At 71.0% G+C, this 17,240-nt stretch carries 18 protein-coding genes and 1 pseudogene; 10 read left to right on the top strand and 9 right to left on the bottom strand.

Going from position 1 to position 17,240, the window contains the following annotated elements:
• Positions 1-427: 427 nt before the first annotated feature.
• The gene (locus tag AB0O40_RS34785; protein WP_365049721.1) at positions 428-856 is read left to right on the top strand and encodes a hypothetical protein; all 429 of its coding nucleotides are present in this window, start codon (positions 428-430) and stop codon (positions 854-856) included.
• A gap of 658 nt (positions 857-1,514) precedes the next feature.
• Here the strand turns inward: AB0O40_RS34785 and AB0O40_RS34780 are convergent.
• Positions 1,515-2,525, bottom strand: coding sequence for a hypothetical protein (locus AB0O40_RS34780; RefSeq protein WP_365049719.1), 1,011 nt, complete (start codon positions 2,523-2,525; stop codon positions 1,515-1,517).
• A gap of 166 nt (positions 2,526-2,691) precedes the next feature.
• Positions 2,692-2,913 carry a hypothetical protein gene (locus AB0O40_RS34775; RefSeq protein ID WP_365049717.1) on the bottom strand — a complete coding sequence of 74 codons (222 nt, stop codon included), beginning with the start codon at positions 2,911-2,913 and terminating at the stop codon, positions 2,692-2,694.
• A gap of 502 nt (positions 2,914-3,415) precedes the next feature.
• On the opposite strand from AB0O40_RS34775, the gene AB0O40_RS34770 reads away from it, so the two are divergent.
• The gene (locus tag AB0O40_RS34770; protein ID WP_365049715.1) at positions 3,416-3,928 is read left to right on the top strand and encodes a hypothetical protein; all 513 of its coding nucleotides are present in this window, start codon (positions 3,416-3,418) and stop codon (positions 3,926-3,928) included.
• Between the two features lie 131 nt (positions 3,929-4,059).
• Positions 4,060-4,272, top strand: coding sequence for a hypothetical protein (locus tag AB0O40_RS34765; RefSeq protein WP_365049713.1), 213 nt, complete (start codon positions 4,060-4,062; stop codon positions 4,270-4,272).
• Between the two features lie 18 nt (positions 4,273-4,290).
• Here the strand turns inward: AB0O40_RS34765 and AB0O40_RS34760 are convergent, their stop codons facing one another.
• A complete protein-coding gene (locus tag AB0O40_RS34760) occupies positions 4,291-5,274 on the bottom strand; it encodes an ATP-dependent DNA ligase (RefSeq protein ID WP_365049712.1) in 984 nt (327 codons plus the stop codon).
• A 294-nt stretch (positions 5,275-5,568) separates the two neighbouring features.
• Here AB0O40_RS34760 and AB0O40_RS34755 point away from each other — a divergent pair, with 294 nt between their 5' ends.
• From AB0O40_RS34755 to AB0O40_RS34735, 5 genes and pseudogenes are all read left to right on the top strand, one after another.
• The gene (locus tag AB0O40_RS34755) at positions 5,569-5,850 is read left to right on the top strand and encodes a hypothetical protein (protein ID WP_365049710.1); all 282 of its coding nucleotides are present in this window, start codon (positions 5,569-5,571) and stop codon (positions 5,848-5,850) included.
• Positions 5,847-6,101 (top strand): type II toxin-antitoxin system RelE/ParE family toxin, encoded by a 255-nt coding sequence (locus AB0O40_RS34750; RefSeq protein ID WP_365049708.1) that lies wholly within the window; start codon positions 5,847-5,849, stop codon positions 6,099-6,101. Before AB0O40_RS34755 ends, AB0O40_RS34750 begins: the two co-directional genes overlap by 4 nt.
• A gap of 146 nt (positions 6,102-6,247) precedes the next feature.
• Positions 6,248-6,325, top strand: a pseudogene (locus tag AB0O40_RS34745) (DUF6233 domain-containing protein); the annotation flags it as partial.
• Positions 6,322-6,543: a hypothetical protein gene (locus AB0O40_RS34740; RefSeq protein ID WP_365049707.1), complete on the top strand. Its 222-nt coding sequence runs from the start codon at positions 6,322-6,324 to the stop codon at positions 6,541-6,543. The pseudogene AB0O40_RS34745 and the gene AB0O40_RS34740, both read left to right, overlap by 4 nt.
• A gap of 1,165 nt (positions 6,544-7,708) precedes the next feature.
• Positions 7,709-7,906 carry a hypothetical protein gene (locus AB0O40_RS34735; protein WP_365049705.1) on the top strand — a complete coding sequence of 66 codons (198 nt, stop codon included), beginning with the start codon at positions 7,709-7,711 and terminating at the stop codon, positions 7,904-7,906.
• Positions 7,907-8,578: 672 nt separating this feature from the next.
• On the opposite strand, the gene AB0O40_RS34730 is transcribed toward AB0O40_RS34735, so the two are convergent.
• From AB0O40_RS34730 to AB0O40_RS34720, 3 genes are all read right to left on the bottom strand, one after another.
• Entirely contained in the window at positions 8,579-8,821 is a 243-nt protein-coding gene (locus AB0O40_RS34730; protein ID WP_365049703.1) for a DUF6087 family protein, read from the bottom strand.
• 13 nt (positions 8,822-8,834) lie between these two features.
• The gene (locus tag AB0O40_RS34725) at positions 8,835-10,019 is read right to left on the bottom strand and encodes a methyltransferase domain-containing protein (RefSeq protein WP_365049702.1); all 1,185 of its coding nucleotides are present in this window, start codon (positions 10,017-10,019) and stop codon (positions 8,835-8,837) included.
• 321 nt (positions 10,020-10,340) lie between these two features.
• Positions 10,341-10,559 carry a hypothetical protein gene (locus AB0O40_RS34720; RefSeq protein WP_365049700.1) on the bottom strand — a complete coding sequence of 73 codons (219 nt, stop codon included), beginning with the start codon at positions 10,557-10,559 and terminating at the stop codon, positions 10,341-10,343.
• Between the two features lie 209 nt (positions 10,560-10,768).
• Here AB0O40_RS34720 and AB0O40_RS34715 point away from each other — a divergent pair, with 209 nt between their 5' ends.
• Positions 10,769-12,076, top strand: a complete 1,308-nt coding sequence (locus AB0O40_RS34715) for an XRE family transcriptional regulator (protein WP_365049698.1) — start codon at positions 10,769-10,771, stop codon at positions 12,074-12,076.
• Here AB0O40_RS34715 and AB0O40_RS34710 read toward each other — a convergent pair.
• The gene (locus AB0O40_RS34710) at positions 12,073-12,897 is read right to left on the bottom strand and encodes an alpha/beta fold hydrolase (protein WP_365049696.1); all 825 of its coding nucleotides are present in this window, start codon (positions 12,895-12,897) and stop codon (positions 12,073-12,075) included. The genes AB0O40_RS34715 and AB0O40_RS34710 overlap by 4 nt on opposite strands.
• Before the next feature lie 1,767 nt (positions 12,898-14,664).
• On the opposite strand from AB0O40_RS34710, the gene AB0O40_RS34705 reads away from it, so the two are divergent.
• Positions 14,665-15,201, top strand: a complete 537-nt coding sequence (locus tag AB0O40_RS34705; RefSeq protein WP_365049694.1) for a hypothetical protein — start codon at positions 14,665-14,667, stop codon at positions 15,199-15,201.
• A 345-nt stretch (positions 15,202-15,546) separates the two neighbouring features.
• Here AB0O40_RS34705 and AB0O40_RS34700 read toward each other — a convergent pair whose 3' ends face one another.
• Positions 15,547-16,362: a hypothetical protein gene (locus tag AB0O40_RS34700; RefSeq protein WP_365049692.1), complete on the bottom strand. Its 816-nt coding sequence runs from the start codon at positions 16,360-16,362 to the stop codon at positions 15,547-15,549.
• The coding region (locus AB0O40_RS34695; protein WP_365049690.1) for a peptidase M23 at positions 16,362-17,240 on the bottom strand (879 nt) is incomplete at its 5' end. The genes AB0O40_RS34695 and AB0O40_RS34700, both read right to left, overlap by 1 nt.

Below are 17,240 nucleotides of genomic sequence, written 5' to 3'. Positions count from 1 at the left end.
CGAGCACGCGATCAAGACGATGATCGGACTCGGCAAGACCGACTTCAGCCTCTGGTACTCCGGCAAGCTCGGCGACGACGTGGACCTGTGACCCCGTTTCACGGGGCCTTCGGTCGGGGTGTTCGTTGTCCGGGCCTTCTGGCCGTTAGCGGTCCGCTTCCGCTCCCCGCCGGCCCTTCCGGCTTCGCCTCCAGGACCAGGACCGCTCCGCGGCCAAAGTGGGGGCCGACCACTGCCCGACAACATCGGACCAACCAGGTACGGGTGCAACCCGGCAGCGGCATCGCACGTCTGGAAGAGAATGAGACGGAGAACGGGACTGTGGGGAACACTGCTGACGCTGGCTCTGGCGTCCACCGGATGCGATACGGCACCACCACCGCCCCTCCCACCCCTGGATCCCGAGTTCGTCCGCACCATGCAGCCAGTGATCCAGGACCACCTCGCCACGACCCTCAACAAACAGAGAGGCCTCCCGGTGCGCTACAGCGAGGTACCGGGATGGGAACTCCGCTACTTCTGCGACGTGCGAATCATCGAGGTCACCCCGATGCCGAAGCAGGGCATATCAAGCGTCGGAGTACTCGCCTACTGCACAACGTACGAACGCGTCGGTACGGACCTCGTCAACGGGACCATGGGCCAGTCCGGTCGGTGGATCATCGAGTTGGACGGCCGCCGGATCCAGTCCAGCATCGAAAACGATCTCAAGAACGACGAACTAGAAGCCTGGAACAAACGCTGGTCAAAACAGGCCACAGACGAAGTACAACGCCTGAGCGGCACCAACTGGGCTGACCCCGCCACCACCGCCCGCCGCCACTTCCACCTCCCCGCCAACGCGCCCGTGCACTGACAGCCGTGGTCTCATGCGGTCGGACACCACACCCGACAGAACACAGCCCCCGGGCTGGTGCCCGCCCGTCGAACCGGGGGTCCTGCGCCTCGCTGCGGACCTCTGCTCCGAGTCCGCTGCGCTCCCTCGAAGCTGACCCCGGTTCACGGGGTGCAGGCCTCTCCGGCCCGTAAGGCGGGACCGCTTCGCTCCCCCGCCGGCCCTCCCAGCTCCGCCTCCAGGACCAACGTCATCGACCAAGGCTGTTGGGGCTCGGTGCCCCAGTTCGCGGGACCGCCTGGGACCAACACGTTGCTTCAAAATGGGACGCGGCTTAATACGGGGATGGATCGCATAGTGCGCCCCTGGGTTACGGCCGTCCACAAGACTCGCGAAGAGACACCCGAGACCGCCCGCATGCCGGTGTGCCTCGCGGCGACCCTCGACCAGTGGTTCTGCGCTGGCGCCATCACCAACACCTGGCCCGCCTCGAGCGGTGAAGGTACCTCCTGAGGCACCTTCACCGGCCGGAACGAGAACAGCGGTACCACCCCGCTGCACTAACCAGCGGCGGTGCCGCGCGGGCCCGCCAGCCACGCCAGGGCCAGGTAGCGGATCTTCGACGGGGTCGGGATCCAGGAGCTCTGGATAGACGCCGGAGCGGCTGGTGCGCGGCCACTCAGCGGGTTCCCTCTCGTGGGCGGTGGTGGCCTTCGTCCACGCCCGGCACCAGGCCGCGTCGCCCCGGCTGATACGCACCCGTGCAGGAAGCCGAGGAGCTGCTTCTCGTCGGCCGCCACCGTCTCACCCGCGATCGTGCTCGTCGGCAGCGCGTGGGGATTGCCGCTCGCACCGGGCCCGGGGCGGCGTCCGGGACACCGTGGCGGACCACGCCGCCGCCCGAGCCGGCCGCGGTACCGCGCAGGCCGGCCGGCCACGCCAGAGTCAGATGCTGCAAAACCGGAGGCGGTGCGAACCGGGCGCCGCCAGGGACCGCGAGCGGGGTGCGGCCGGGGACGGTCAGGGAGTTGACCGCGGCGCCCGTCGCCCTGACCGTGAACGTGGTGACCTCCTCGGCCCCGGCGTCGGTGAACCAGGCCACCACCCGGTCCTCTCCGCCCGCCTCCGCGGCCGTCTCCAGGTACGGATCCTCAAGGCGGAAACGGCGCGTACCCCGGAAGCCGGCCGCCAGGAGTAAAGTGCCGGTCGGCTCGGCCACGGGGACCGCGACCTTGTCGTGGGCCAGCAGCCAGGCCACCACCGCGGCCGTGTCGAAGGTCGGGGAAACGTCCGTCCCGCCCACGGCCGGCGGGAAGTCGAGGTGTCGGCGGCGCCAGGCCACGACCGCCGCCCGCCCCACCCCGGCGATCCGGGCTACCGCCGCCAAGAACAGCGTGCGCGGCCCCTCCACCGGGGCAAGGCCGGCGAGCGGGGAACGGCGGCCGGGACCGATGAGCGCGACCGCGCGCCAGTCGACCGACCGCGCCATCACCGGCAGCAGGGCCACGTCCTGGGCGTTGTAGAGCGGGACGGTGGTGACGCCGCCGGCGGCCTTGCCGTAGTCGACCTCCGCCGAGCCGGTGGGCGCGACCAGACCGATCCGGACCACATGATCAAAATCCGTACGACGGACCCCGAGCCGACGGGCCGCCTGATCCGGCCCCAGCGGCACATACAGGTCCAGGAGCACCGGCAGGTCCCGCGGCGGCCGAGCGCGGCCACCTGGTCCGGGTGCACGTCGGGGAACTCCGTCTCGCCGCCCAGGCAGACCAGAAGGCCCGCCTTCACCAGATGGCCGACGGCCGCCGCGGTCACCCGCGGCCGGCGCCGCGGCAACGGGTCACCCAACGCCGCGGTCAGCCGCTCCGCCGCCGACCCGCACCGAGCACGCCCGGCAGCGCCGCACGGACCGCCTCCGGATCCGTCGCCTCCACCACCGCCCGCGACCACCGGCCCGGGCCAGCGTCCGGCGGCGGGACCAGACCCGAGCCGGCCGCCCACCGCCACGCCGCCACCACGACCCGCAGACCGCCCGCGGCCTGGCCCTCGTCGTACACATCCAGCGTCGAACACACCATGGTACACACTCCAATCGCACATCGGACGGCCCACTTGGCCGCGCCGGAAACATGACGAAACATCCCGGAATCTGTCAAGAAGCAGTGAATCTGGGGGAGTTGGGGTTATACACCCCTTCTGTGCGGGTGTACGCGAGGGCAGATTCACCCGCCAGGACGACCCTCGCCGACCCGCCGCAGCACGGCGCACAAGGTCACCCGCCCACCTGTCACACAAGGGGTGTCACATCCACGTGAGGCGTGGGGATTCGAGGGGTTCACCGCAGGTCAGAGCATGTGACAGACGCCCCTGTCACATCGGGTGTCACATGGGCGTGTGACACCACCACAGCGGCACGCAAGTCCTGCGTCATCGAAGGCTGAGCGTTGCCACCGAAGGTTGGTGACCGGAAGGTTCGTGCCGCCGAAGTTTGAGCAACAGCCGAAAAAGACCGCCGGAACGTGAGTGCTTGGCCTCCCCCGCCCCCTCCCACACACGGCTCCCGGCCGTCAAAATTCCCCAATGGACTCAGGGGTGGCGGCGGTCATGGGTGCGGCCGTGGGAGTGGTGGGTACTACCCTCGCGGCTGCCGTTGCAGGCTTATCGGCGCAGCGACAGATCAGGGCGGAGCATCGGCACTGGCGTCGGCAGCTCCGCCGTGACGCGTACTCGGCATTCACCGCCAAGGCGGACGAGCTGCACAAGTCATTGAAGGAGATCAATGCCGAGCTGATCAGGCCGGGAGCGGATCTCGACGCACTACGCGAGAGCGTCGCCGGAGCCCGCGCATCGCTCCATGGCGGGCTCGCCGACGCTCAAGCGACGGTGGAAATTGAAGGGCCGGAGAAGCTGGCGCGCATGGCGGAAGAGCTGTGCCGATCGCTGTCGGCCTGCATAGCCGCGATCAGTGGGGCCACCCTCAGGCAGGGCGCTGGCGCTGTTACGGAGACCCAAGGGGCCAGACGGTTCCTGGACCACGCATCGTCGAAGCGCAGCCAGTTCGTTGAACACGCTCGAAAGACCATCGACGTGTGAGGCCAGCGGCCCCGCCATCCAGGGCGCTCAAACTTGGGTGGCATGCGCTCAAACTTCGCTGTCACAGGACAACGCAGACACCGGTCCTCAGCCCCAATAACCGCCCGGGGAGCGTGCACGTCGGGACCGGCGTGACGCTTGATGACCTGTACACCGACATCGTCGCCGAAGAACTCGACGGTGGCGCCGAGCCCGAGCGGCTGCCCGTGCTCACCCACCGCGAGGCGGCACTCGCCGTCGCCGTCCTGGACGCCGTCGCCGAAGGCGGCGGCGCCAGCGACGAACTGCGCGCCACCGCACGGGCCCTGACCACCCGCCTCGCCATGCGCCTGCCCAGCACCTGACGCACCCGCAGCCGCTCTTCACGCTGCCGGGGCGGCAGGCCCTTCCCCGAACCAGGGAACGTCGGCCGCGCCCATGTCGAAGCGGATCCGGCCGAACCGCAGCGGGTGCCGGAAAACGCCCCCGTGGTCGACCGCCCGGTCCGCGCTGACCTCGGCCACCACCTCCGGGCGGACCAGCGTGACGTCCAGGACGTCCCGGGTGCCCCACCCCGCAGCGAACGGCACCCCCGTCCATGGGTGCGCCGGGCCGGCCGCGGCCAGCAGCGCGCCGACGGCCCGGGACGCCTCCGGGCGCAGGGCGCTGGTGCGGCCGACCGCGCGCAGCCGGCCGGACCGGTCGTAGCGGCCGAGCACCAGGAGGTTCGGGCGGGCCGCCGTGCCGGTCACGGCACCGATGACCATCTCCGTCGAGTCCCGGCGACGCAGCTTGCTCCACCCACGCCGCCCCGGAACGTAATGACTGGTCAGCGGCTTGATCACCAGACCCTCGAGGCCTGGGACGTCGTCCGTCCAGGACATGAACCACACCACCGCCACCGTGCGGTCCGTGGTCATCGGACACAGCGTCCACGGGGACGTCAACGCGTGCTCGACGTAAAGCCCTTCGAGGCGCGATCGGCGGTCGACATACGGCAGGTCCAACAGCGGACGGCCCTCGAACTGCAAGACGTCGAACGCCACGAAGAACGCCGGCCACCCTGCGGCCAGGCCGCCGGCGGTGCGGGGGCCGACCGCCGCACGGCGCTGCAACGCAACCACCCGAACGACAACCCGCCCTGCTCGGCATCCCAGACCAGCAACTCGCCGTCCAAGACCAGGCCGGCGGGCAGCTGCTCGGCGGCGGCCACCAGGTCCAGCCACCGGTCCTGGACCAGGGAACCACGGCGGGTCTGGAACAGCACCGGGGCACCCGGGTGGTCGGGGCTGAACAGAGGGTCCGGTGGCCGTCCCACTTGTGCTCGTACGCCACGGGCCGAAGAGCGCCTGGGGCCGGGAGCACATCGACCGACTGGGCCAGCATCGGGACCACCGGCGGCCTGAGGACCATCACGGGCTCCTCCCTGCGCGCCTCTCTCCCAGGATCCGTCCGGTGCCCGGCGACGGCCCCCGGACGGCGCGGCGCGGGGTTGGCGGCCGGGATCCGGGGCAGACGGGCGGACGGGAGCCCGCGGGGCCGGGATCCACCCCCCAGGACCACCCCGCCCCGCGGCCCCTCCCCCCCTCATGCCGCGCATCCCTGACGCGGGGCGCCGGCCCCGCGTACCGTGACCCGTGAACCCGCTTCGGGAGGACCGCATGAGCGACATCACGGCAGCCACGTGGACCACCCACGTAGGCGGCGAGCGCACCGAGCTGCCCGCCACCATCGACGGCATCCGCGCCACCCTCCCCGAAAACCAGCGCGCCACCTTCGACGCCGAGATCGGCGCGACCCCGGCGGACGAGCTGCACCTGGTGCTCGTCGGGTGGGCGCTGTCGGCCACCGAGGCCGCCGCCGAGGACGACGCCGTGCTGGCACGGCTGCGCGCCGGGGAGACCGTGGGCCGGCCGGTCGATCCCGAGGCGGGAGTGGCGTGAGCGGCTACCGGATCGCGTACGCCCCGGCCGCCGAGGCCTCCCTGAACGCCATGGACCACCCCGTGCGCGAGGCCTTCACGAAAGCCCTCGCCGTGCTCGCGCGGGAGCCGTACGCAGCAGGCTCCAGGCCCATCAAGGGCGAGCGCGACCACCGCCAAGCCGTCGTCGGCCCCGCCATCGCCGTCTACTACGTCTCCGGCCCCGGGATCATGACCGTCACCGTCGTCCGCATCGTCCGCATCTTCCACTGACGCACCCGGACGACCGGTACGACGGGCCGCCGGTCACTCCGCGGGGTCGCCGTCCGCCTTGGCAGCGGTGATCAACGCCTTCTCCACCTCGTACCCGTTCTGCCCCGTCGCCGCGGCGTGGTCGGTGACCGCCTGGCCCGGAGGAGGCGCGCCGGGCGCTGGCCGAGGGCGTACCCGCCTGCCCGCAATGCCGACCCGACACCGCCCTCGGGGTCCTGGAGTGACCGCGCGCGTAATCGCCCCCCGGCCCGAGCCGGACGGTCGGCGCCGCGTCCGCTGCGACGGCAGGAGCCTGGGCCGCGCGGCCGGCGTCCGTGATCTCCTGGAGTTCTTGCGGCGGATCGGCCTGGACGCGGGCTCCATCGACCTGGCCGACAGCGCTCTGATCGATTGGCGTGGCGGCGGGCCCGAAGTCTGGACGCACGACAGCAACCCGCAGTAGCCGCAGGGCCGACCTCCGTACGGGAGCAGCGGCCTGCGGACGTTGTGGTCGGTCCGGCAGTACTGCCCCCGATCACGCGGGCACCGGGCCTGACCCGGCACGCCATATCGGCACGGGCTACACGCACCCTAACTCCGACACCCAGAGGGCGTGCCGATGCCCTGGTCCGCCGACCACGGGCCCGCGGCGGAGCAGAGCCGGCTCTCCTGCTCCCCTTCGTTACGCGGAGAGCGGTCGGTCGGCGTCCACCAGGGCTGGCTCCGGGACACCGTCCCGGAGCCAGCCCTGCCCGGTCGAGGTGGCCAACTCGTCGGCGTGCAGGAGCGGACCAGGGACCGTACCGCTCCCTGGTCCGCAACGCGCTGATACGAGAACAAGTCATTCATGGTCCAGGACGCCAGAGCAGGTGTGCTCACCACTGCTCACCATTGCCCACGTCGGCATCGCGCGCAGCCTCGATTCCTACGGCGAGCTGGGCAAACCTGTCTTGTGGCGAGTTCCGGTGCGGACGCGCACCTGCTGCTGTCGGTCCGGCCTACTCTCGTTCCACCGCCTGGAACCGCTGGCTACCACACGCACTGAGACCGACTAGATCCGGCCAACATGGCCGCGAACTCCCATCGAGCCATATCGACCAATCTCAACTCTTCTCACCCAATCTCGCTCGGTACCAACCTTGCTGCCCCTTGCAAGGCCTTTCACCTGCGACAACGTGCCAGTTACCGGATATCGGCCCGGTACTCGCGGACCGCGCTGAGCCGCCCTACGCTCCTGGCACACCTCCGAATCACGGGATGAACCACCCCCACTCCACGCCTTCAACGAAGGAGATTTCGCCATGCCCTCTTGGCCCCGCAGAGCGTGCACCGCTGCAGACCGCTTCCGCGGCCTGGCGCTAGCCGGCGGCGGAACGCTTAACCCAGTTGGAGCTGCGGAACCGCCGGGTCTCTGTCCAGTCCTGAGTGAAGCCTGGCGGGCCATCAAAGCAGCAGCTCAGAAACGGTATTCGTACAAGCAGGGCGAGGGAATGAACGCATGACACAGATTGTGTTCCTGCCCTCGGAGGTAAGCTAAGTCCCGTTCTTCACCGCGTAGTTCCCGGAAGGCCGTGGCTTTCACCATGGCCCGGCTTTCCAGCTTCGACACGGCGAAAGGACAAGAACGCATGGGCAGTACCGGAAACGGTGACGGAAACCAGCTCGACCCCGAGGGGGAAGGCCGGCCCCCGGCGCCCGCCCGGGACTCCCATGATGCGTGGTCGCTCGCGATCAGCCTCTTCGGAGTGCTGTTCGGGGACGACGTCTCAGACTGGATCCTCAGCACGGGACACAAGCTGCTGGACTACATCGTCAGCAGCCTGTAACGCACTCTGCCCCCTGGTGCTGGAACACCAAGAGGGCAGGGAATCATGGGACGAGTCCCAGATTTGGTGTGCAACGGCACGGCCCCTTCTTCTTAGCAGGGAGTGGGGGTCGTGTCTTGCTGGTGAGATAACTATACCTAGCCCAACGCTTTGAAGTGCGCACTTTGTCGGCCGGCTGATCGCCGCTAACACCTCGTCGGCCCCGGCACACCCCACTCCGCCCCTGCGAAGGGCGCCCCTTGGCGGTGAAGAACGGCCCGGCGTCCCGCCAGCCGGTGAGCGCCGTGCGGCGGCCGGCGGGGGTGTACGTGATCAGGCGGCCCGCGGCCGGGGCCCGGGGTCGTCCAGGTAGCCGACGACTTGCTCGCCCCGCAGTCCCTGCCCGCGGACCGTCAGCCCCATCCGTCAGTCCCGCACACGAGCGTCGGCGTGGGCAGGGACAGCGGCGAGCAGCAAAGCCGCCGCAGCGGTGGCCGTCGTGATGGTCGTCTTTCGCATGGTCCGTCAACCGGTGCACGGCCGGGAAGGTCACCCCGGTCTCGGCAGGGATGAGCCCCTGCCGGGGCGGGGGGGCCGGGCAGGGGCTCACGGAGCCTCGCGCCCCGCGGGGGACGGAGGGTGCGAGGCGGTCTCGGGGGGCGCTCGACGTCGCGCCCAGGCTGCGGATCTGCCCTACTCAGCGAGGAATGCGGCGGTCTCGGCGGCGTTCGCGGCGACCCCCACGGGGAGCCACCAGCCCGTTTCCTCCTCTTGCTCAAGGAGGACCCGGGGCGCGTCGGGGGCCAGGTGGGCGGCACGGCCGCGGGCTGCGGGGTCGAGTGGTTCGGCGCGGCGGCGGCCGGTGATCTGCTGGTCGGAGGCCCGCTGCCGGTCCCGGCGGGCAGCCCACTCGGCAAGGGGCTCGGGGTCGTTCACGGCTGCTCCTTCCTCACGGGCGGTGCTGGGGGACGGGGTTGGCGGGTTCGTCTACCCAGGGTGTAGCACCGTCGGGGGTGATCGTGAGGCCGAACCGGTCCAGCGAGGGCCGGCCTGCGCTTTCCCACCAGGTGCAGGCGGCTTCGACCGCGTCCCAAAGGCGGCGGGGGCCCTGCTGGTAGACGATGCCCGGCCCGTACTCCTGCGGCCAGCGCACGGCCGCCCAGGACCGGTCGGTCAGGGAGTAGAACCATGCCGCCGCCGCGCCGTCGGTGTCCGTGTGCGGGGTGTGCGCGATGCCGGGCACCGCGAGGCTCACGACGTGCTGGGCCGCCGCCAGGTGCTGGGCCTGTACGGCGGTCCCGGTCGGGGCCGGCCACTCCCGGACGTACGCCTCGGCGTCCGGCCACACGGTGCGCTGCGTGCGCGCCTTCATGAACTCGACCGGTGCCAGGAAGCGGCCTTCGGCGGTGCCGTCCGGCCGGGCGGTCAGGCGCAGGAGTGCGTCCTGGTTGCTGTAGTGGGTGCCGTACGGGGCGACGAGCACGGCTCCCGGGCGCAGGGCGGTCAGGAGGGTGCGGGGGATGTCGCGGACGCCGAAGGTGACCAGGGCGCGGTCGTAGGCACGGGGGTCGTGGTCGGTGAGGGCGTCGCCGGTGCGGCAGGTGGCGTACAGGCCAAGGGCGCACAGGCGTTCGCGGGCGGCGGCCGAGACGGCCGGGTCCACGTCCACGGTCACCACGTGGCGGGCTCCGCAGCGGTGGCCCAGCAGACCGGCGGTCTCGCCGGTCCCGGTGCCGGCGTCCAGCACGGACATCCCCTCGTCCGCGTCCAGGGCGGCCAGCATCCGGTACACCACCGAAGGCTGCGAGGAAGAAGACGTGGCGACCGTGCCGGGGGCCGGGCCGCGGTGGCGGCCGTCGTCCCACTGCGTCACCAACGAAAGGTCCGAGTCGGCGTACCCGAACCAGGCGGTGGGATCCTGGAGCCGGTCGACCACGGCCGGCGGGTCCGCAGGGAGTTCGCCGTCGTCCTGACCGGTGGCGGGGAGGAAGGGCCAGATCCGGTCGGGCAGGAAGTGGGCGCGGTCCACCGCGGTGAAGGTGGGCGTCCACTCAGTGGTGAGGGCGCCGGATTCGATGAGGCAGCGCCCCAGCCGTGTGCGGCTGGGGCGCTCCTGCTGCGCGGTGCTGGTCACTTGCGGTGGCCCCCGCCGCCGGAGGGGGGCGCAGTGTCCGGGTTGGACGGCGGCGGCGGGGGCGGAGTGGAGATCGGCGCGGACCCGCCGCCGTGCTTTCCGCCCCCGCCGCCGCTACCACCGCTGCTGCTGTTCCCCATGAGGATCTTCCTTCCGGTCGATGGTGCCATCGCCCGGCGGGCAGGGTGCCCGGCCGGGTTCTCCCCGGGCAGAGAGTGCGGGCCGGTTCCCGGGGACGTCTAGAGGGTCTGGGATGGCTTCCGCCTGCCGGGTGGCCGGGTCGGCGGTGCAACCGCCCAGCTCCGACCCGGCTCTGCCGGGTCAGCGGTCCAGCTCGATGTTGGCCACGGCGGTGGACCACTCCACGCCGGAGGCCGGCTTGATGTAGGCCAGCCGCACCGTGGTCTTGCTGCCGCGGTGGTCCACGACCGGCTCACGGACCACGGCCGTCAGTTTGCCGCTCGCCTGCGAGGCGATGTCCGTGACCGGCTCCCCGATCCACGGGTGCGCCTCGTGCCCGAACGACCCGACTTCAGCCATCGAGTCACCTCCCTCTCTGTCCCGCCCACGGCAGAAGGTCGGCTGCCTGCCACGGGTCCGGCACCACCGACGGTAGGAGGGGACCGAGATTCGAGGGAGGACACATCAGCGGACATCTCGCCGGTCCCAAAGGAGTACCGTCTGGGCAGCACCTCAAGCGCCGCACCGCCGCGCCGAGCTTCCTGCCGTCCGGCGGGGATGGGGGTCTGATGACCGATCAGGGAAATCCGCAGTTCACTGCCGCCTGCCTCGCGCGTGGCTGGAGCACCCAAGGCGACATCGCCCAGGCGTACGAGCAGCACGCCGCCCTGCTCGGCGAGACCGCTTCCATCACCGTGCGTCAGGTCCGGCGCTGGGAATCGGCGACACCGGGCTGGCCCAACACCCTCTCCCGCCGGATCCTGACCTCCATGTTCGGCACCCCTCTCCAGGAGCTGGGCTTCACCCCGCCGCGCACCAGCCGCAACCGGCCGCCCCTGGGCACGGCTGCGAAGGCGGGGGGCCGTACTTCGATGCGCCGGCGGTCCTTCCTGCATGGGGTGCTCGGTGCCGCCCCGCTGTGGGAGGCGGGCCAGGCCGAGCGGCTGGAGAAGGCGTTGTCCGACGCCCGCCGCTACAGCGACCGCGCCCTTGTCATCCACCTCCGGGCAGCCCTCGACGAGGCCGCCCGCGCCGACGGGCGCACCGGCCCCCGCCAGACGCTGCCAGCTGCGCTGGACATCCTGGCCGTCATCGAAGAACTCCTGCGGGAATCCCGCTCCCCCGTCCGGCGCGACCTGCTCGCCCTCGGAGCGCGGGCGGCGGAGTTCACCGCCTTCCTCCACCGCGACGGCGGCGCCCCCGAACAAGCCACCCTGTACTTCCACGACCGGGCCGCCGAGATGGCGACCTTCGCCGCAGACGGGCCGATGCACGCCTACGTGCTCCTGCGCAAAGCACAGGCCACCGGCCGCGACGACGCCGGCCGGATGCTCGACTTCGCCTCCGCCGCCGCCCACGGACCGTTCCCGCTCCCACCCCGGGCCCGTGCCGAAGCGCTCCAGCAGCAGGCCCGGGCCCTCGCCCTGACCGGTGCCCGCACCGACGACGTCGCCCGCGCCCTGGACCAGGCTCACGCCGAACTCGACATCGCACCGCCGCCCGAGCCCGCCACTTGCACCGGCCCCCTGTGCGCCGGGTACGGCCTCGACCGGCTCCTGGCCCAGGCCGCGATCAGCTACCGCGAAGCCGGCCAGGCGGCCAAAGCCGTCGACCTGCTCCAGACACGGCTACCCCACGCACGCTTCGCACCCAGAGACCAGGCGTTCTTCACCGCCCACCTCGCCGGCGCCCTCGCGGCAGCAGGCGAGGTGGACCAGGCCGCCGCCACCGGCATGACCGCGCTCACCCTCGCCGCCGGCCCCGGCTTCGGCCAGGCCCTGGACGAACTACGCCGCACCGCCGGAGCCCTGCGCCCCTACGCCCGACGCCCCGCCGTCCGCGAACTCCGCCACGCCCTGACCGCCGTCACCGTCTAGGCACCGGTCAGGAACCCGGTGACCTTCTCGATGACCTGCGCCTGCCACACCTGCGACTGCGGATCGGCATACAGCGGGTCGTCATGCACAGCGAAGCCATGCTGCGCGCCCTCGAGCTCCACCAGCTCCGCCGGCCCGCCCAGCACCCTCAGATAGCGGCGGGAGGACTCCACCGGCACGAACGTGTCCTTCGTCCCGTGCACCAACAACGCCGGAGCCCGCACCGCCGCCAAGTACACCTCCGGGTCCAGGTAGAAGACCTCGTTGTGCAGCGCCCGGCCCAGCTCGAACGGGGAACGCTCCGTCCACCCACGCTCCTCCAAGCCCTGCGCACCGGCCTCGGTGATGTAGTCGCCCTCGAAGTACGGGCGGCTGTCGACGTAACGGTCCCGGTAGTCCAGGCGCGGGTTGAGCAGCACCAGCCGGCCCACGTCCTGCGGCCGGTAGGCAGCGTGCAGCGCGGCGGCCCCGCCGGAGAACGACGCCGCGATCACATGCACCGGGGCGTCACGCCCGGATTCGCGGCGGGCGAAGTCGGCCGCCGCCCGGATGTCGTTCGCGACCCCGGCAATCGTGACGTCCTCCGGACGGCCACCGCTCTCACCGTGCGCCCGCAGATCGAACCGCAGACACCACACACCCGCCGCCGCCAGCCCGTCGGCAAGGCGGGTGAAGAACCCGCCCTCATCCCGCGTCACCCCGGCACCGTGCACCAACACCGCAGTGCCCACCGGGGCCCGCCCCGCAGGCGGGGACGTCACCACACCCGCAAGCCTCGTACCGTCCAACGACCGAAACCGCACACCCGCCTCAGCAGCCATAGCCCCGATCGTAGAGAGCCACCCCGCCCTTCCAGAACCAGAACGCAAGCCACCCTCAACACATCTGCGCGGCAGGAGAACCGGGGCAGCGGAGCCCGGGGGCCGACCGTCAGCTGACCGCCCGTGCCCGCTGCGCCGTGCCACGGCGCCAGACCCGGCACCCCGTCCCCCGGCATCCCTGCAGGGCACCCTTCCCGCGGTAGGCGCCTGCTGTGCCGCACCGGGGGTCCGTGGCGCCCTCCCTGGAAGCGGCAGCCGACGAGGCCACCACAGCCTGACTCCAGGGCGACTGATCGACAGGCCGCGTCCCGTCTCCACCCTGAGTACCTGTTCCATATCCCCGGTCGGAGTCGCCGGCGCTACCCTCGGAGTAGAGCCCTCCGGGCTGCGGTCACGGCCGTGACCGCGGAGTCCGGAAGCGGGTGACCGAGGTCAACGCCGCATCGATCACATCAAGCTCAGAGGCACCACAGCTTCCGTTCAGGGAGCGGTCACAGTGACCGCTCCCCGAACGCGTCTCACGGCGGGTCTTCCTGGAATCGGCCCGCTACCTGCGGCGATGGGGACATGAAACAGCCACTCAGCCACCCCCGGGCCCGCACACGGCAACGGCCGCGCTGCGCCCCGGATCTGTTCCGCGAGGGCGCGTAGCGCCCGTTCCCGAGTCCGCGCAGCGGTACGCACGGGCTGCGCCGCGCTGTGCCCTGACGCACAACGGGGAACCGCTCCTGGGCAGTGCTGCGCCCCAGAGGCGGCGGAACATTGCGGGCTGCGTCGCCCTGTAGAACTTCGTGGGGACCTGCTGTCGCTGCTGCATCCGTAGTCACGCTGGTGGGGTCTGTCCCTCAGCCGCATCCGCGATGGGCTCGTTGGCAGGCGGTAGCCCTGCCTTGGCCCTGATGATGTCGGATCGTGCCTCCAGTAGCAGGGCGTAGGCCTTCAAGACCGCAGCCAATCCGGTCCCGATCGCCGTGGCAAGGGCACTGACCGAGGTGATGACCTGTGCGGTGTCCGAGATCTGGAATCCCTGCGATGGGACCCTTGCGAGGAGTCCGCGCATCGACAGGTACGCAGCCACGTAGAGAACCAAGCTGAAGGTAACGAGTCCCAGGACAACCCAAACTTGGGAACGGCGGATCTCTCTTCGTACCGCATAGAGAGGAGCGAGTGCCTTCGCCCTGGGCGTCTGGGCTAGACGACCAAAGGGATCGTACGGCGGGACTCTGGTGAACATGCTTCTGAGGCGCAGAACCCGTATGGAGCGCGCCCGGGGCAGCCCGCGTGGCAGGGGCGGCACGGGCAACCAGGGCGGCCGGGGGTCATCGCTGTCAGTCATGGTTGACCATCATGGCCACTGCACCGCAGGCCGGTACTGGGTTCGAACAGATGAATGGCGCCCGGGACCTACCCGACCTACCGCCGAGACGGGGGCACCGGGGCTTGAGGAGGGCCGGCAGCAGGCGGAACACGGGTACGCCCCTCGGTATGGCCCTTGCGGTCGCGGTGTGATGGCCGGCTCCGCGCGTTGCCGTGCGGCAGCGAGCATCTCTGAAATCGGCCCCCTACCTTCGGCGACGGGGATATGGAACAGGTACTGAGTGTCTGCTTCTGAACCCAGGAACCGCAGCGCTCGCCTTCTGGCCACGGATCCGTTCGGGTTCACGTTGCGAACGCGTTGACGGAATGCTTAATTCCACGTGAGGAGCCCAAACGGCCTACACATTCGCGAACTTGTGCGATGGATTACCGTCTGCCAGGCTCCGCCGTATGACGAAGATCAACCTCAAGAAGCGGTCCAACTCGAAGATCGCCCAGCTGGTCGCCGTGGCCGCCGCGGTCCCCACTCTCGTGCTGACGACCTCCACCTCCGCATCCGCCTTCACTCCCCCGGGCAACACGGTCAGCTGGCAGAACGACGCGACCGGCAAGTGCCTCAACTGGGCAGACTGGTGGCTGAACCAGAACGTCAAGGCACAGGTCGGAGACTGCAACCGAGACAGCATGCACCAGTCCAACTGGTGGGAGGTGAAGGTCGACAACGAGTGGTGGACCTTCCGCCCCACCCGCGTCGACTCCAAGGGCCAGACCGACAACCTGTGCCTGACCTCTTTCAACTCCCTCGTCTACCTCGAGACCTGCTCGGCCAACAACTGGTGGCAGCAGTGGAAGGAAGTCTGGACCGGCAGCGCCTGGAAGCTCCAGCACCGCGGCGCCGGCGACTACCAGGGCTTCTTCCTCGACACCAACGGCAGGGACCTCTACACCCACCAGGGAAACAACGGCAACTACCAGATCTGGCACTAACCGGCCACGGAAGTACCCACAGCCCCTCAGGGCTCTGCTGCCAGTCGGCGATCCGTCGACACCAACGGCAGGGACTTGGAACGTCGGCCGCGCCCCCGCCCCGGTGCAGCACTTCCACCCCGAGAACATCTCGTGCGCTCTGGCCGTTCTTGAAGCGCTGGCCGGTGATGGTCAGGAACCGGCACAGCTCGGTCGTTGCGGGCTCATGATGGTGCCCCTCTCGGTGTTGAGTAGTGCCGCCCCGGCCGGGGTCGGGACGGGGCTGGTGCCGGTGCGCCGCGCACCCGGGAGATCCGGTCTCAGGCCGGCTGCGCGACGGTCTCAACGCCCGTCGGGAAGCACCGCTCAGCCGGCCGCCGTCGGCTGCGCCTCGGCGTACATGAGGACCAACCCTCGGCGCTCCTCCCACCCCAGGATGGCGAGCAGGTCGGCAAGCGCGGGCGCGAGGGCCAGCGCGGCCGGTGCGTCGTCGGCCAGGAGTCTGCCCCAGTACCCGAAGGCGTTGGAGGCGAATTGCTCCGTCTCGGCCTGGTCGGCACAGATCCCCTGCCGACGTAGAGCAGTCAGGATCAGCAGCTCGACCGTGCCCGCCAAGTCCATCTTCTGGACCATGGTCAGCCACGCCCGGGCGCTGAGGACCTGGACGGTGTGGGGGTCCTGGGGGCCGTAGGCGGCGCTCAGCAGGGTCTCCAGGTGGTAGGCGTGCATCACCGCGGCGGGAGTGTCCCCGGCCTGGTGCGCGTCCACCATCCGGTTCCAGGCCGGGCGATACACCTCGGGGAGCAGGCCGCGTTCATCCGCGGACGGGGCCGGCTCGGGATCCACGAGGTCGGGCGTCGGGGCCGGGCCCGCGGGTGCTGCCGGTGGCCGGCTGGGGCCGGAGTGGGCGACGGCGTCGAACACGGTCCCGTCCGGGCACATGATCAGGTTCCAGGGGTGGGGCGAGGCCGGCTCGACCGCGCGGGCACGGACGGGCCGTCCGGCGAGCGCGGCGCGCACCTGGAGTTCGCGGCGGCCGGCTTCGCGTAGCTGCTCGATGTCGTGGCCGGTGGTGACGGTGGCGCCGTCCAGGGACAGGACGAGTCCGTGCTCCTCGTCGGGGGAGATGAGCAGGGCGTAGGCGGGCTGCGCGGGTACGTCGGTCGGGTCGTGGTCGGTCATCATCCGCCCCTCGGGAAGTAGGGGGGCGTCCACCCTTGGTACTGGGCGCCCCATTTGGATTCGATCTCGGAGGCCGGGACCAGGCCGACGTAGCCGGGGCGGCGGATGTCGTTGCTGATGATCATGCCGTTGCCCAGGTACACCGCGACGTGGCCGTAGATGCTGCCGGTCTCCCAGAACATGAGCGCGCCGGGCGGGACGTCGCGGCTCCCGGGGTGTTTCAGGTGGGCGGGCATCAGCCGGTAGTGGGTGATCGCCGCTGCGGTGCCGGCGTACCGCCACCCGTAGGCCCGGGCCGCGAACTCCAGGCACCGGCGCTTCCACCGGTTCTCGCCCAGGGCGGGTTGTCCCTTCGCCCAGGCGATGGCGTCGGCGGTCGAGCGGCGGTTGGCGACCTCCGGCGGCCAGTCGGCCTCGGCGTCGTGGAACGGGGCCCCGACCGTGGGGTCGTCCCCGGTGCAGGCACCCGGCGGCAGGTCGGAGGGCTCGACGGACGGCGCCCACGTGGGCCGGTTGCCGGTGGCGGCACCGAGGCGGTCCAGGTCGATCCCGGCGCGAGTCGCCAGGCTTTCGGCCTGGAGCCGGCGGGTGGCGTAGAGCTGCGGGTACGCCGAGCGCTGCACCGCCTGCGCGGCCCGGCCCGGGTCCATCACCTGCCAGGCGGGGACGTCGACCAGCCCCGGCGGCCGGCCCGGATTCCCCCCGAAGAACAGCGCGGTGGCGCGCTCCGGGTTGGTGACTTCGGCCGGCGTCCCCCACCCCTGCGAGGGCCGCTGCTGGTAGAGGCCGAGGGAGTCCAGGTGCCCGCGTGGCAGGTTCTGCAGGCCGCTCTCCTGAAGTCCGGTCATGAGCGCGATCAACGTCGCGCGGCCGGGCAG

Source organism: Streptomyces sp. NPDC089919 (assembly GCF_040684615.1).
Classification (GTDB): domain Bacteria; phylum Actinomycetota; class Actinomycetes; order Streptomycetales; family Streptomycetaceae; genus Streptomyces.
This window is presented reverse-complemented; position numbering and strand designations above follow the sequence as displayed.

Coding starts and splice junctions, on each gene's coding strand:
- AB0O40_RS34775 (WP_365049717.1), bottom strand. CDS start 2,913: ATGGTGTGTTCGACGCTGGATGTGTACGACGAGGGCCAGGCCGCGGGC.
- AB0O40_RS34770 (WP_365049715.1), top strand. CDS start 3,416: ATGGACTCAGGGGTGGCGGCGGTCATGGGTGCGGCCGTGGGAGTGGTG.
- AB0O40_RS34760 (WP_365049712.1), bottom strand. CDS start 5,274: ATGTGCTCCCGGCCCCAGGCGCTCTTCGGCCCGTGGCGTACGAGCACA.
- AB0O40_RS34755 (WP_365049710.1), top strand. CDS start 5,569: ATGAGCGACATCACGGCAGCCACGTGGACCACCCACGTAGGCGGCGAG.
- AB0O40_RS34735 (WP_365049705.1), top strand. CDS start 7,709: ATGGGCAGTACCGGAAACGGTGACGGAAACCAGCTCGACCCCGAGGGG.
- AB0O40_RS34720 (WP_365049700.1), bottom strand. CDS start 10,559: ATGGCTGAAGTCGGGTCGTTCGGGCACGAGGCGCACCCGTGGATCGGG.
- AB0O40_RS34715 (WP_365049698.1), top strand. CDS start 10,769: ATGACCGATCAGGGAAATCCGCAGTTCACTGCCGCCTGCCTCGCGCGT.
- AB0O40_RS34710 (WP_365049696.1), bottom strand. CDS start 12,897: ATGGCTGCTGAGGCGGGTGTGCGGTTTCGGTCGTTGGACGGTACGAGG.
- AB0O40_RS34705 (WP_365049694.1), top strand. CDS start 14,665: ATGACGAAGATCAACCTCAAGAAGCGGTCCAACTCGAAGATCGCCCAG.
- AB0O40_RS34700 (WP_365049692.1), bottom strand. CDS start 16,362: ATGACCGACCACGACCCGACCGACGTACCCGCGCAGCCCGCCTACGCC.